The sequence below is a fragment of the Neoakkermansia glycaniphila genome, assembly GCF_001683795.1.
GTDB lineage: Bacteria > Verrucomicrobiota > Verrucomicrobiia > Verrucomicrobiales > Akkermansiaceae > Akkermansia > Akkermansia glycaniphila.
On the sequence record NZ_LIGX01000032.1, the window covers coordinates 44524 to 58328 of the forward strand.

Annotated in this window: 14 protein-coding genes; 4 read left to right on the top strand and 10 right to left on the bottom strand. The window is 58.3% G+C overall.

Annotated features, from left to right (window positions below; translation table 11 throughout):
- The 5 genes from AC781_RS09005 to ychF all read right to left on the bottom strand — a co-directional run bounded on the left by AC781_RS09005 (position 1) and on the right by ychF (position 6542).
- On the bottom strand, positions 1-1050 hold the full coding sequence (locus AC781_RS09005) for a hypothetical protein (protein ID WP_067776857.1): 1050 nt from the start codon (positions 1048-1050) through the stop codon (positions 1-3).
- Between the two features lie 4 nt (positions 1051-1054).
- Positions 1055-2461, bottom strand: a complete 1407-nt coding sequence (locus AC781_RS09010) for an MBOAT family O-acyltransferase (protein WP_067776860.1) — start codon at positions 2459-2461, stop codon at positions 1055-1057.
- Positions 2462-2602: 141 nt separating this feature from the next.
- A complete protein-coding gene (locus AC781_RS09015) occupies positions 2603-4705 on the bottom strand; it encodes a ComEC/Rec2 family competence protein (protein ID WP_067776862.1) in 2103 nt (700 codons plus the stop codon).
- The gene (locus AC781_RS09020) at positions 4702-5412 is read right to left on the bottom strand and encodes an alpha/beta fold hydrolase (RefSeq protein WP_067776864.1); all 711 of its coding nucleotides are present in this window, start codon (positions 5410-5412) and stop codon (positions 4702-4704) included. Before AC781_RS09020 ends, AC781_RS09015 begins: the two co-directional genes overlap by 4 nt.
- An 8-nt stretch (positions 5413-5420) precedes the next feature.
- Entirely contained in the window at positions 5421-6542 is a 1122-nt protein-coding gene (gene ychF, locus AC781_RS09025) for a redox-regulated ATPase YchF (protein WP_067776868.1), read from the bottom strand.
- Between the two features lie 166 nt (positions 6543-6708).
- On the opposite strand from ychF, the gene AC781_RS09030 reads away from it, so the two are divergent.
- Complete coding sequence (locus tag AC781_RS09030; RefSeq protein ID WP_067776872.1) at positions 6709-7278, top strand: elongation factor P; 570 nt, start codon at positions 6709-6711, stop codon at positions 7276-7278.
- Positions 7279-7369: 91 nt separating this feature from the next.
- Here the strand turns inward: AC781_RS09030 and AC781_RS09035 are convergent, their stop codons facing one another.
- A complete protein-coding gene (locus tag AC781_RS09035; protein WP_141675852.1) occupies positions 7370-7675 on the bottom strand; it encodes a hypothetical protein in 306 nt (101 codons plus the stop codon).
- Positions 7676-7834: 159 nt separating this feature from the next.
- On the opposite strand from AC781_RS09035, the gene AC781_RS09040 reads away from it, so the two are divergent.
- Positions 7835-8491 (top strand): hypothetical protein, encoded by a 657-nt coding sequence (locus tag AC781_RS09040; RefSeq protein ID WP_067776877.1) that lies wholly within the window; start codon positions 7835-7837, stop codon positions 8489-8491.
- A gap of 78 nt (positions 8492-8569) precedes the next feature.
- Here the strand turns inward: AC781_RS09040 and AC781_RS09045 are convergent, their stop codons facing one another.
- Genes AC781_RS09045 through pyrH form a run of 3 tightly spaced genes read right to left on the bottom strand, consistent with a single transcriptional unit; the run spans position 8570 to position 10238 of the window.
- Positions 8570-8890 carry a bactofilin family protein gene (locus tag AC781_RS09045; protein ID WP_067776880.1) on the bottom strand — a complete coding sequence of 107 codons (321 nt, stop codon included), beginning with the start codon at positions 8888-8890 and terminating at the stop codon, positions 8570-8572.
- Between the two features lie 23 nt (positions 8891-8913).
- The gene (gene frr, locus AC781_RS09050) at positions 8914-9480 is read right to left on the bottom strand and encodes a ribosome recycling factor (RefSeq protein WP_067776884.1); all 567 of its coding nucleotides are present in this window, start codon (positions 9478-9480) and stop codon (positions 8914-8916) included.
- 20 nt (positions 9481-9500) lie between these two features.
- Positions 9501-10238 (bottom strand): UMP kinase, encoded by a 738-nt coding sequence (pyrH, locus tag AC781_RS09055; RefSeq protein WP_067776888.1) that lies wholly within the window; start codon positions 10236-10238, stop codon positions 9501-9503.
- Positions 10239-10383: 145 nt separating this feature from the next.
- On the opposite strand from pyrH, the gene AC781_RS09060 reads away from it, so the two are divergent.
- Positions 10384-11658 (top strand): ankyrin repeat domain-containing protein, encoded by a 1275-nt coding sequence (locus tag AC781_RS09060; RefSeq protein WP_067776891.1) that lies wholly within the window; start codon positions 10384-10386, stop codon positions 11656-11658.
- Between the two features lie 10 nt (positions 11659-11668).
- Here AC781_RS09060 and AC781_RS09065 read toward each other — a convergent pair whose 3' ends face one another.
- Positions 11669-12502, bottom strand: a complete 834-nt coding sequence (locus tag AC781_RS09065; protein ID WP_067776894.1) for a mechanosensitive ion channel family protein — start codon at positions 12500-12502, stop codon at positions 11669-11671.
- A gap of 237 nt (positions 12503-12739) precedes the next feature.
- Here AC781_RS09065 and AC781_RS09070 point away from each other — a divergent pair, with 237 nt between their 5' ends.
- Complete coding sequence (locus AC781_RS09070; protein WP_067776897.1) at positions 12740-13759, top strand: hypothetical protein; 1020 nt, start codon at positions 12740-12742, stop codon at positions 13757-13759.
- Positions 13760-13805: the final 46 nt, after the last annotated feature.

A 13805-nucleotide genomic window follows, 5' to 3' on the forward strand; every position in this document is an offset into this window, starting at 1 on the left:
TTATGGCAAAGTGGCAGGCGTGCCTTCATTTGCCGGAGGCTGCAGAGGTCGCCCGGTTTCGTCGTAGCCATGGCTGTGCAGGTATGCCCGGAGTTCTTCGCTGGTCCAGTAATCCTGTTCTCTGAGTTCCCGGCCAAGTTCCATGGTGGCGTCGGTGGCTCCTTTGCTGTTCAAATGGTTGACGGTGTCGGCGAATTCCCTGGGGTTCGGGTTGACTCCCAATGCCGGATCGCGGAGGACAGGCATGATGGTGGCGATGTCCAACGCGAGAGAAGCATAGTAGGCGCGGGCTTGTTCTTCCCGGAGGGTACGAGGGATGGAGTAAACGACTCGGACGCCGTTCCGGGCACACCAGTCGCGGATGTCGGTGAGGAGTTGTCTGCCGAACCGGTTGAGTTTGGATTTGGGCATCATTTCTGCCGGGTTGAAGGGGAGAGCTTGCCTCATCCAGTTGTGGTTGACGCTCATCCAGCCCGATTCCGTGAGGTTTTTATCGATGGAGTATCGGTACAGTTCGTCGGAGAAGAGGGGCTTCAGGAGGCGTATGAGTACGGTGGATGCATCTCCCCGGAGGATGGTGGTGTAGTGTTCCGCCGACGGTGTGAAGAGGTGTGCCGCATGGTCGAGCGGTTTGCTGTGGTGGACAAGGAATTTGAGGCCGGATGTGGTGTAGTTGTGGAAGGGGTATTCGATTCCTGTCAGGTTGTCCGGTTCGATGGCAACGATCAGGGTGTCTCCTTTTTTGAGGTAGGAGAGGGCGAGTTCGGTGTTGACGGCGGCTCCGAATCCGGCGTGCGTGGCTGCGTTGACGAGGGGGATGCCATCGTGCTGCAGGAGGAGGGCCGGGTTGATGCCGGTTCGGCTGCTGGATCCGCCCGCAAGTACGTATTTGTGGTCGTGGTCTCGCTCGATGGTTTCCTGCCAGCGGTCGGATCGGTTGATGGCTTCTCCGAAGAAGCTTTTTTCGGTGTCGAAGTGTGTGTCGAAGTAGGCCACGAATCCCAGGCCGATCAGGACGGAGCAGAGCAGGATGATGAGGGTTTTCTTCATGGCGTCAGAATGAGAAGTAGATGAAGGAATTCTTGACTCCTGGATTGAAGACGATGGTCAGGATGACCCAGACTCCGCACGCATAGGGGGAGATGAGCCATTGGTAGGGGTTGCCCGTTTTTTTGCCCGAGAGGCCTTCCATGACGATCAAGACGATGCTGATGAGGGCAAAGAAGCAGAAGGTGAGGATGGCGACGGGGAATGTGCCGACGACTGCCATGAGGGATTTCGTGTTGTAGCTGGAGAAGGTGAGGAGGTGGCAGGTGTTGTCCCAAAGCTGGTGGTTGTCCGTTTCATAGAAGAACATCCAGATGTAGAACATGGTGATGAGGGTGAGCAGGGTGGACAGGGGCGCCCACATGCGCAGGCCGAGGTTGCGGTAGCAGCGGTGGAGGATCATGGCGATGCCGCTCAGGCCGCCCCACATGACGAAGTTCCATGAGGCTCCGTGCCACAGGCCGGAGATGAGGAAGACGAGGAGGATGTTGAAGGCCCAGAATTTGGTGCGGCTGCCCCCGATGTTGAAGTAGATGTAGTCGCGGAACCAGCCTGTGAGGGAGATGTGCCAGCGCCGCCAGAAGGCGGTGATGTTTGTGGCGGAGTAGGGGCTCAGGAAGTTCATGGTGAGCTGGACTCCGAGTCCGCGTGCAAGCCCGTAGGCGATGAGTCCGTATCCGGCGAAGTCGAAGTAGATGCGCAGGCCGAAGATGATGTTGTTCATCCAGATGACCCATACATTGCCGCCATCGTAGTGTTGGAAGAAGGCCGATGCGAGGTTGTCCGCCATGCACATTTTGAAGAAGAGGCCGAGGACGATGTAGCGCAGGCCGATGTCGATATTGGCGGCTTTCCATGTGAGCCGGATGTTTTCCATTTGCGGCAGCAGGGAGTCGCGTCGTTCGATGGGTCCGGCAACGATCTGCGGGAAGAAGCTGGCGAAGTTCATGAAGTCGAGGAACTTCGGGAGCGGCTGCTGACGGGAGAGTGTGTCGATGCAGAAGGAGATTTTCTGGAAGGTGTAGAAGGAGATGCCGATAGGGATGATGAGGTCGCGCAGTGTGTCCCATTCCTGATTGAAGACCTGTGTGCCGATGAAGTAGCCGTATTTGTAGTACAGCAGGGGGATGAGCAGGAGCGGTATGAGGATGCCGAGCGCCAGTTTGCGCATGTTGCGGCCGCCTTTCAAGGCGAGTTTGACGCCTCCGTATGCCAGAAAGGCGACGAGGAGGAAGATGCCGAGCGTGAGCATGCTGGCCATACCGAGGAAGGCAAGGCTGATGATGAGCAGGGCATATTTTTCAAATTGCTGTTTGGCCTGTGTCCGGTGATGCAGGATGTAACGGCCTGTCAGGAAGATGCAGACCATCGCCGGAATCAGGCAAAGCCAGAACACGATATTGGTAAAATCCATGGAAGAAGCGAGAGAGTGTGCGTGTGCGGAGCTTGTTTTTTGAGGAAGGCTGCTCCATTGATTCCCGTGTGAGATTGAGCCTCACGGAAGGGTAGCGGATTTTATACTGTGATGTCCGTAGCGTCAAGCGGAATCCCGTGGTCACTCCGGGAGATTTGTTGGCGTGTCCGCGCGTGTGAAATGGATGCTGCGTGCCGGAAGGATTTCCATGACGGCCGGAGACGGTTCTTCCTGCATGGGGGCGCCACCGGTGGAGCCGGATGCCATGATGATGCGCGATGCTCCGGTGGCACGGAGCCATTCGATGTCGTCCGCAGGGTGGCGGGTATGCCTGCCGAGAATGACGGTGTCTGCTCGCAGGATGTGCGAAGGAAGGCGGAGCAGGGAGCGGAGGGAGGCATCGCCTATGTACAGGGTGCGGTGTTTTCCGGTTTCCCAGAGTACGATGGGAGTTTCGTCGTCCGCGTCGGCATGGGGCAGTTGTGGCGAAGCGGGTATGATGGTGTAGGTGCCTGCCGGGGTGGTGGCGGTGATGCCTCCGGGCGGAAGATGGCTGCTGTCGATGGAGATGATGCCCGGATGGGCTTGCCGGATGGTTTCTGCTCCTCCCGTTTGCCGGGCATGGGCGTGGGTGGCGAGGAAGAGGCCGGGAGTGCCGGTGAGGTGGAACAGGACAGGTGCGACCGTCCAACGGGCATTGTCGGCAGTGCCGCAGTCGATCAGGAGTCCGGGATTGCCCAGAAGGCAGGCATGGCTGCCGTGGGTGAATGTCATGATGACGATGCTGTCTTGCGGCATGGATGAGGTGGCCGGGATATAGGCGGCAGGCAGTCCCGACAGGGCGGCGATTCCCTGCAGGGTGAGATCGGCTATATGCCGGTTGAGCCAGTTGATGCCGAGGAGGGCGGCAGGGCACCATGACAGGCAGAGTGCGGCGACTCCGAGACCCATGACGACGGGAAGAAGAGGTGCGAGCAGGATGTTGGCTGCAATGCCCCAGGTGCTGACGGCATGGAAGTGGAAGATGCACAGGGGCAGGGCGGCCAGCCATGCGCAAACCGAGACGATGAAGAGGCCGCAGGCGCTCCGGCCCCAACGTTGCCGCAGGCGTTCCGTTCCGGTCATGAGGCGGAAGGGGATGTAGTCGTCCGGTTCGAACCAGCCCCGGCAGGTGCGGCTCCAGCAGGCTCCGGCGCAGATGGCGGCATAGACGGCGAAAGAGAGCTGGAATCCGGGTTGGAAGAGGTAGCGCGGGTTCCACAGGAGCAGAGCCAGCGCGGCGAAGCTCCAGATGTTCAGGAGCCGGTAGTCGCGCTGAAGGAGGCGGGCCAGAAGGAATGCTGCGATCATGAGGTAGGCGCGGACGGCGGAGACGGGCATGCCGGTGACGAAGATGTAGCCGCCCAGCAGGAGTAGCAGGAGGATGTTTTTGGTGAAGGGCGAGCAGTGGCACAAGCGCAGGAGGCCGCCCAGCAGCAAGGCGATGATGCCGACATGAAGTCCGCTGACGGCGAAGGCGTGGAGGCAGCCGCTGCGCCGGAAGTTTTCGATGATTTCGGTGTCGGCATGCTCTTTGTCTCCCAGAAGAAGGGCTGCGATGAACTGGGCTGCAGGGTCGTCGGGCGGTGCGCCGGACATCAGAAGCGAGGATATGGTGCGGCGGCATTCCCTGGATGCGGTCAGCAGGCGCTGTTGCCATGAAGCGGGAGGTTGCCGGTATGCTTCAATGACTCTGAGGCGGCAGGCGACGCCCAGCGTGCCGAGCCATGCGCTGCGGTCGAAGAGTCCGGGCAGGGGAGGTGGTGGGAAGTCGGCGGGCAGTCCCCGGATGTTCCATCGTTCTCCTTCCTGCATGGAGATGGTTTCGGGGAGGAGGAGTTCGATGGCATCTCCTCCCGTTGTTTCGAGAATGGCGCTGTGTTCGCGGCTGCGGATGACGGTTCCTTCAATATGGCGGATGGATGGGGGCGTTTGGTGCCATGTATCACGGAGCAGTTGTATGCGCGTTTCTTCCTGATGGTATTTCCATCCCGCATAGGCGGATGCCAGTGCGAGGAGGAGGAGTGTTTTCCATTGGCGGGCAAGGGCTGTGGCAAGAAGTGCGGCGATCGCAAGGTACCACCCCCAGCCTCCTGCCAGAATGCCGATGACGGCGAGCAGCGGGGGGAATAGAGGAGATGCGGCGAGTAATCGCCTCAATCCGGCAATGGCGCCGCCGGAGAGAAAGGCCGGGATGCGGTTCATTCCTGCGAGAACAGGGAGAGGGCGGTTTGGAGGATGGTGGAGGGGGATTGCTGGAGCAGGCGGTGGCCTGCGCCGGGTACAAGTATGGGGGAGATGCCGGGGATGGTGCGGGCCAGTGCGGAGAATTTGGCATCCTGTTCACCTGCCAGCCAGATGGTTTTTCCGGAGAAGTCGCGGAGGTGCGGGCGCATGTCCGCCTGCCTGCCGAGCGACCAGATGTCGAAGGCTTGTGCGGCCTGTTCCTGCGGGTAGTCGGGCGCAGGTCCTTGCCCCGAACCTGCCAGTACGCCCTGCCGGTTCCAGTGCTGGAGGAAATCCCGTGGCGGCAGTTGGCGGCAGAGGGCTGATTGTTCGAGGTCGGAAGCGAGTCGGGTTTGCCTTTCTTGTGCCGTTTGCAGGCCCGGATGCGTCGAAAGGAAGGCGATACCGCTCCATGCCTGCGGCGCGGTTTGCATGGCGTGGAGGGCGAGCCTGCCGCCAAGAGAGTAGCCCATCAGTGCGCAGGGTGCGTGCGGGAGGGTCAGTGCGGCGATTCTGCGTCCGGCTTCTTCAAGGCCGGAGCAGCCGGATGCGATCAGTTCCCACAAATTCAACGGATGGCAGGAGATGCCTTTTTCGCGCAGAGGAGTGATGATGAAATCCCAGTCCCTCCAGGAACCAAGGTTGCCGTGCAGCAGGATGAGGTGTCTGGAGGGAGGCGGGTTCACATGGTGGGCTATTTGGAGACGTTGAAGCGGAATTCGATGACGTCGCCGTCCTGTACGGTGTAGTCTTTGCCTTCGATGCGGAGTTTGCCGAGTTCGCGTGCACGGGCTTTGGCTCCGCATTCGACGAGGTCGGCGAATGCGACGACTTCAGCCGCAATGAAGCCGCGCTCGAAGTCGGTGTGGATGACTCCGGCGGCCTGCGGGGCCTTGGCTCCGGCAGGGATGGTCCAGGCGCGTGTTTCCTTGACGCCCGTGGTCAGGTAGGTGCGGAGGCCGAGAAGGTGGTAAACGGAGCGGATGAGGTCCGATACGCCGGAGTCCTGCACGCCGAGGTCCTGCAGGAATTCGCGGACTTCTTCAGCCGGCAGTTCGCAGAGTTCTTCTTCGATGCGGGCGGAGATGACGACGGCTTCGGCATTGTGGTGGTTGGCGACGTACTGGCGTACCTGGGAGACGTAGGGGTGGGCGTCCGGGTTGCTGACGGCGTCGGCCAGTTCGTCTTCATTCACGTTGCAGGCGAAGATGCTTTTCTTGTCGGAAAGAAGGCCGAAGGATTTCAGGAGTTTGCGTTCGTCGTCCGAGAGTTCGAGGGTAAGGGCGGGGTTGCCTGCATCGAGGTGGGGCAGGAGTTTGGTGATGAGGGCGACTTCTTCCTTGGCTTCCTTATCGCCTCCGCGGGCTTTCTTTTCGCGGGAATCCTTGCGTTTTTCCATGGCGGAAAGGTCGGCGAGGATGAGTTCGTCGTTGATGATTTCGATGTCGCGCAGAGGGTTGACGGTGCCGAGTTCGTGGATGATGTCGTCGTTGTCGAAGCAGCGGACGACTTGGACGATGGCGTCCACTTCGCGGATGTTGGCAAGGAATTTGTTGCCGAGTCCGGCGCCTTCGGAGGCTCCCTTCACCAGTCCGGCGATGTCCACGAATTCGATGGCGGTCGGAATGATTTTTTCGGAGTTCGATATTTTGGAGAGGACGTTCAGGCGTTCATCGGGGACGACGACCATGCCGACGTTCGGGTCGATGGTGCAAAAGGGGTAGTTGGCGGCCTGCGCCTTGCGGGAGCGCGTGACTGCATTGAAAAGGGTGGATTTGCCGACGTTCGGGAGTCCTACGATACCTGCCTGTAACATAACGGGAGTCACCGTAAATGACCGGGGCCTGATTGTCAAGAAGAATGCATGCCGTTCCGGCGCCGGGAAGCGATGGGGAAGATTTGTCAAAAAGTATTGTCCGTGCGCCATGAACGGCGGGTTTTTTCTTGACGGGAGGGGCTGCAACTGGTACGCTCCACGCCACATGGCAAAAGTCCCAGTTATCAATCTGCGTAAAGGCCATGCTGTGAATCACAACAACGATGTGTGCGTTGTGGTCAGCATGGAACACAAGTGTCCCCCCCGCATGGCTTCCTATGTTCAGATGAGCATCCGTAGCATTGCGACGAAGAAAATCTACAATCTTCGCCTTACGTCCAACGAATATCTCGAAGGCGTGAACCTTGCCCGCGAAGAATACGAGTTCAGCTATATCGATGGCATGGGCTACCATTTCCTTGAGCCCGATACGTACGACGACGTGACGGTGACTGAAGATATCGTGGAGCCCGTGAAGGACTACCTCATCGAAGGCGGTACCTACATCCTGATGTTTACGGACGAGACGGTGGTTTCCATCGAACTTCCCGCTGCCATCACGATGACCGTGGCCGAAGCAGCCGAAGGCGTGAAGGGCGATTCCGCCAATAACGTGTACAAGCCCGCCACCATGGAAACGGGCCTCGTCGTGCAGGTGCCTTTGTTCATCAAGCCCGGCGAGCGCATTTCCGTGAAGACGGAAGACGGCTCCTATCTGGGACGCGTGAACAACTGATTGTTCCCCGCCAATTCAAAGTAAAGAGCGCATTCTTTCGGAATGCGCTCTTTTTGTCATACTGCACAATGCCTCGTCAAATGAAAGCGGGTTATCTCCACGGTCGGGACGGCCTGTACGCGGGATGGTAGATCGGGCGCTGCGGGCGGTAGTTGCCATGGTAATGCGGGCGGGGCCGGGGCGGAGGATTGTAGTGATGGTGATGATGGTCATCACGGTCATTGTCAATCGCAGCTCCTACGGCGACTCCGGCAGCAAGAGCCCCTACGCCGATAGCTGCAGCGCCGGCCGGAGTGACGGTCGTGTTGCCATAGGCATCGGTGGTGCAGGAGGTGATTGCCAATTGCAATCCGATTGCAGGAAGTATCCATGCCAGCTTGATGATAGATGATTTCATGGCCTTTGTGGCTGAGACAATCCGGCTGCGGCGTATGTTCATTTTATTTTTGCCTGCCTCATGCCAAGGCGGGCGGAGGGAGCAGGATGCAGGCGGGTCGCGCCTCGAATCTTCATTCTTGCCTTTGCCGGGCAATCTGCTATATTGGCGGCGTAGATCATGGCCCTGCATCCCCTTTACCCGCATTTGTTGTTGTTTGCCTCGGTTTTTCTGGCGGCTTGCACCCCGGAAAGGACGATTCTGTATGATGATTCGCCGACCGGGGGCTTGCAGGAGCTGAAGAATAACGGTACGGTGTTTGTGAACGGCAAGAGGCAGGGCGACCGTCGGGCCGAGTTCGAGACGTTGATGAATCCGAACGGTATTCCTCAGACCAAGATGGATAAGGTAAGCGCTTTTCAGGGGAAGCAGTTCGAGTTCGGCGGCGATACGGCCGGGTTCGGTTCCAAGGATGCATCGGATGCCTATCGCAAGAAATCGTTCGATCAGGCGAACAAGCAGTTTGCCACGCGCAGCTGGGACGGGCGGAAGGATAGCCCGATTGTTTCCGTAGAGACGCCGGATTTCGTCAAGCTTCAACGGCCCGTCGAAAAAACGGAGTGGAAGAATAACAAGGATGCCTTCGTGATGAATCCGTCGGAATTCAGCGGCAGGAAGTATGATGCTCGCGGACGGGCCTTCGAGAAGCGAAGCGACGGGCTGATTGAGGAAAAGATCAAGGCGAGCCCAGAACCGACGATTACCGACTGGAAGGAGCAGCAATTGCGTGAGTTGCAGGAGGCGCGCGCCGGGTGGAAGCCGTTGACTCCCCAGTGAGCGGAGCGTGTCGGTATGAAAAAGCCGGTTCCCAAAAGGAAACCGGCTTGTTGAAACAGAATGGATCGGCTGTAGCGTTTAGCCGATTTCGGTGCGGCCTTTGAGCTGGGCGCCTTCTTCCATGGAAAGCGTGCGCGTCGTTACGTCGCCGTGCAGAACGGCCTGGCGTTTGAGTTCGCAGCGTTCGGAGGCGATTTTGCCTTCGACATGGCCGTAGATGCGTACGTCTCCGGCGGTGATGTCGCCCTTGATGGCGGCCATTTCACCGATGGTGACGGTGCCGTGATCCGAGATGATTTCGCCGTCGATCTTGCCGTCGATGTGCATGTCGTTTTGAAAACGAATGGTTCCGGTGATCTCGATGCCGGATGCGAGGAAATTGGTGACTGTGTCGGACATGGTGGTTTGGTGTGGGTTGAGGGTTAGATGGTCATGATGTCCTTTTCTTTGGCGGCAACCTGTTCATCAATGCTCTTGATGAATTTGTCGGTCAGCTTTTGGACTTTGTCTTCAAGGTCGCGCTGGCCGTCTTCCGTGACGACGTTGCCTGCCTTGAGCTTTTTGGCGCCTTCCATGCCGTCGCGGCGGCAGCCGCGGATGCGGACGCGAGTGTCTTCCGCAAGGGATTTGACGTATTTGACGAGATCGCGGCGGCGGTCTTCCGTCAGTTCCGGGATGGGGAGTCGCACGGAGCGGGCATCGATGATCGGGTTCATGTTCAGCTTGCTTTCGTTGATTGCGCGCTGGATGTCATGCAGGGTGCTCGGGTCGAACGGCTGGATGAGGATGGAGCGTGCATCGGGCGTGCTGATGACGGCGATTCCCTTGAGTTTCATGGTCGAGCCGTAGCTGGTGACATATACGTCGAGATTTTCGACAAGGGCGGGCGAGGCTTTGCCTGTGCGCACGCCGCCGAATTCCTGTCCCATGTGGGCAAGGATTTTCTCCATGGCGTCTTCGGTTTCCAACAGGAGTGTTTCTGCGTCCATATTATTTTTTTGTGAGTTGTTTAGTGTTCTTGAGAAATGATGGTGCCGATGCGTTCTCCGAGGAGGGCGCGTGTGATGTTGTTCGGCGTGTGCATGTCGAAGACGATGATGGGCTTCTTGTTGTCCATGCAGAGGGTGAATGCCGTGGAGTCCATGACCTTGAGTTCACGTCGCAGGCATTCCTGATAGGTGATCGTGTCGAAACGCGTGGCATCCGGCACTTTCTTCGGGTCGGCATCGTATACGCCGTCCACGGAAGTGGCCTTCATGACGATTTCGGCGTTGATTTCGCTGGCGCGCAGAGCGGCCGTGGTGTCGGTGGAGAAGAAGGGGTTGCCTGTGCCTGCGGCGAAGATGACGATTTTACCGTCGGCCAGGTCGTTGCGGGCCTTGAGGCGGATGAAGGGCTCGGCCACGTTTTTCATTTCGATGGCAGATTGCACGATACAGGGCACTCCGGCGCGTTCGATGGCGCTTTGCAGGGCGAGGGCGTTCATGACGGTCGCCAGCATGCCGACGTAGTCCGCCGTGGCGCGGTCCATGCCGCGGACGCTGGCCTTGGCTCCGCGCCAAAAGTTGCCTCCGCCGACGACGAGGGCGATTTCAAGGCCTCCCTGACGGTGGGCATCGGCGATTTCTCCGGCGATGCGTGCGACGATTTCGGGGGAGATGTTGTCCATGCTGCCGGGGCTGCGAAGAGCCTCGCCGCTCAATTTCAGAAGTATGCGCTTGTAGGGAGGGTTTGAACCGTTTGTCATGGTAAGATGTTTGCTGAGAAAGCTTCTCATTTTTTCGGCAGGAAGTGAAGTCAAAAAACGATGGGGCGGTTATTTTGCACCCGCCCGTTTTTCTGAGAGGGCGTTTTTACCTTGACGACGGTATGGCTGAGGATATGATGGTCTTATGCTTTTCCCTACCCTGCTGGTCGCTTTGTGTGTTGCCTCCGTGAATCCCGGAGATGCGGTTTCCCCGCCTGTGGCAGGGGTTCCCGATGAGGGCTGGGTGTTTCATGAATCGTGGTCCGCGCAGGATCGCAGGGAGATGATGGAGGTTGCCGGGGAGGTCGAGTCTCTTTTGCGTGAGGCGGATGAGTGGGTTGATACGGGTTCGTTCGAGGCGAGGTTTTGGCATCTCATTGCTCCGGCTGTGCGGCGTGATGTGGTTGCAATGGTGCGCGAGACGGCCCGGACGGGAGATGTGCGGCTTGAAAGCTCCAACCGGATGTCGCTGCTGTGGTGTGCCATGTTTACGGGGCATCGCGAGCTGGCCAGATCGCTCGTTTTGCGCGGCGCCGATGTGAATGCTCGATGCCTGATTGTGTGTCCACCCATCGGGGAGAAGGATATTCTGGCAGAAGGGGAAAGTCCTTTCGGTATGGCGTTTTCCCCGTTTCCGGGCGGTTCTGCCGCGTATGCCGGAGCGGAGGTCGAGCTGGTTCGCCTGATGCTCGACCATGGCGCCATGATCGAGCCTTCGCCCGGCATGCCGTACTCCTATCTGGAGCAGGCTCTTATTTTCTCGGGTGTGAGGGGATGGAAGGGTGTTGATATTGCTGATCTTCTGTTGGAACGAGGTGCACTCATTCATCCGGAAGAGGCGGGCAAGGTGATGATGTGCTCCGTCCGGAGCGGTTCGGTGCGGATTGTGCAGGAGCTGATGGAGCGAGGGGTGGACATCAATTCCAAGTATGACGGCGCACCGGTATGGGCTGCCGTGAATTTTCGGCAACCGCATTCCGTGGCCATGCTGCAATGGTTACTGGATCATGGGGTGGATACGTCGCTGGAGGGCGTGCCTGCGTTTTACGGGGGAAGTGCCTCTCACCCGTTTTTATTCCATCTGGTGGAGAGGAGTGTTGCCTTGCGCGATGGTGAGGTTCGGCTCCATGAGGGGGTGCAGGAGCGAGCCTTGGCGATGGCGGACGCATTTCTGAAGAAGGAGGGGGATGTGGATTGCGTGAGTAATCGCAAGACGCCTCTGTTCGTTTGCTGCGAGCGGCTGGGAGGCCAATCCCGGCCGGGTGATTTCGCCGTCCGGATGGCACGCCTGATGCTGGATCATGGGGCGGACGCTTCGTTTGCTCCGTGTTCCGCCGAGAATCGAGAGTTGATGTCCGGGCGGCTGGATGCGGTGCCGCAGGGTGTACGGGATGTGTTGCCCGAATTGTGGAGGAAGTGACGGTCGGCTGTCAGGAAGGGGTGTCCGTATTGCCGACGATTTCGACAGTGCGGATGGGGAAGGGGATGTTGATGCCGTGTTCTTTGAATTCCTGCAGGATGTTTTTGGCGAATTCCATGCGTGCCTGCAGGTAGTCGCCCGTTTTGCACCATGCACCTACCCGCAGGGAGAGGGCCGAGTCGGCAAAGGCGACGAACTGGACGACGGGGGCGGGTTCCGTCGCGAGTGTGTCCTGCGAGGTGACGACTTTGTGGATCAGGCGTTCGACGGTGGAGAGATCCGAGTCGTAGGCGACGCCGATGTCGAAGTCGCAACGGCGCAAGGTGTCTCCAGTGATGTTGACGACCGGTGTTTTGATGAGTGTTTCGTTGGGTACCCGAACGACGGCGTTGTCCGCCTGCCGAAGTTTGACGGAGAGGAGCCCGATGTTTTCGATGGTGCCAGTGAAGCCGCTGATCTGGATGGTGTCGCCGATGTTGACGCTTTTTTCGCCGACGAGGAAGATGCCGCTGATCAGGTTGGATAGCGAGGTCTGGGAGGCGAAGCCGATGGCGATACCGACGACCCCGGCCGCACCGAGGATGCTGACGACATCGATGCCCATGGCGGAGAGCGCCTGAATCAGCGCGATGGTCCAGATGGCGACGCCGATGACGTTTTGCAGGAGGCGGCCGATTTGCCGGGGCATGGTTTTGCGGATGACGGGAATGAGGATGCGCCGCAAGGTTTTGACGGCGATGTAGCCGGCAATGAGATAGATGATGGCCAAGGCGATGTGCTTCCATTTGTCGCTTTCGATGAAGACGGACTGGAAGGTGTCGGCAATCGACTGAAAGAATTCCATGCCCGCAGTATAAGGGCGGAATATGGAAAACGCCAGTTCAAAACGCGTGATGGCATGCGGCAGGCATGGCCGTGCCGCCGGGAAGCTCGCCTGCCGTTTGTCCCGAAGTGGGTGCGATTGGTGCGAAGGATCGTTTTACAAAAAGTGCAAATGAATTGAAACGTTTTTTCAGGGAACCGTCTGTATGTATGCAGGGGTATTCGTTTGCCCCGATTCACAACAAAAAACAACGATCCCATGTATTCAGGACTTTTCTTCATGTTATTTTTGGCCGCCATTGATTCGGCGGGGGCAGGAGCAACGGACAAATTCGTGCCTGCCGGCGCTGCTTCGGAGGTCGCGGGGTTGCCTGCGCCGTATTTTTCGGCTTCCGTTCCGGACGGCTCGTCGTGGTTGACGGACGACCGGTTGAAGGCTGCTCGCGATGTGATTCTGGAAGGAGGGCAAAAGAAGAAGCCGTTTTTCATGGACAGGGAGGTTCCCTGCCTGCGTGATGCGTATTTGCTGTCTTCTTCCGGAGACGATCGCATCGTCATTTTTCTGCAATGCCGCGAGGTCGTTCGTTCGCAGCCACAGGATGGCAATGAGGAGTTCGGATCGAAGCCGGTGTCGGGTAAGGGTATTTTCGTCTTTGGTATGGGTTCCGGAAACGGCGTGTTGGTGAAGTCGTTCGGCATGCAGCGGGGAGTTGCCTCAAAAGAAGATTTGCTGAGCTGGACGTCTCTGCTCCTCCCGACGAGGGGTCGTGTGGATAGCGTGGTCAAACCGGATGTGAAGGATGGGCTGTGTTATTCGATGGATGGGACGGATCCTTTGCTGAACCGGAGGAATGCGGATGCTGTTGCCCGCTATATTTTGAAGCGAAATCCGCGCCGCGCGATGCATGGTTCCATGTATGGAGAATTGCCTTTTTATGAGATCAAGGGGTCGCCGTATGCCGTTTTTCTTCTTCCGAAGGGTCAGTTGGCTCCCATTGAGAAGCCCGAAGATGTGGGAGGTTTTTCATTCTGTTATCGTGGGCTTCCGAATGGACGGAGCGCGGTTTCCGTCATGTGGAAAACTTTGAAGGAGGGAGCAGGTGGACGCATGGTCTGGGGTGGGTGGTATGCTCCCCAATATATGCTTGATATGTCGTGCGAGGCGTTTCTGTATCTGCTGCGGGAGATGGAGGGCGCTGCTCCTGTTTCTCCGGAGGAGCCGCCGCATCCGAATCCGGCCGGGAATATGCAGGCCGGAAAACAATCAACAATCCAATGAAATCAACAAGATGAATATACTGAAATCAATAGGCTTTCTTTTTGCT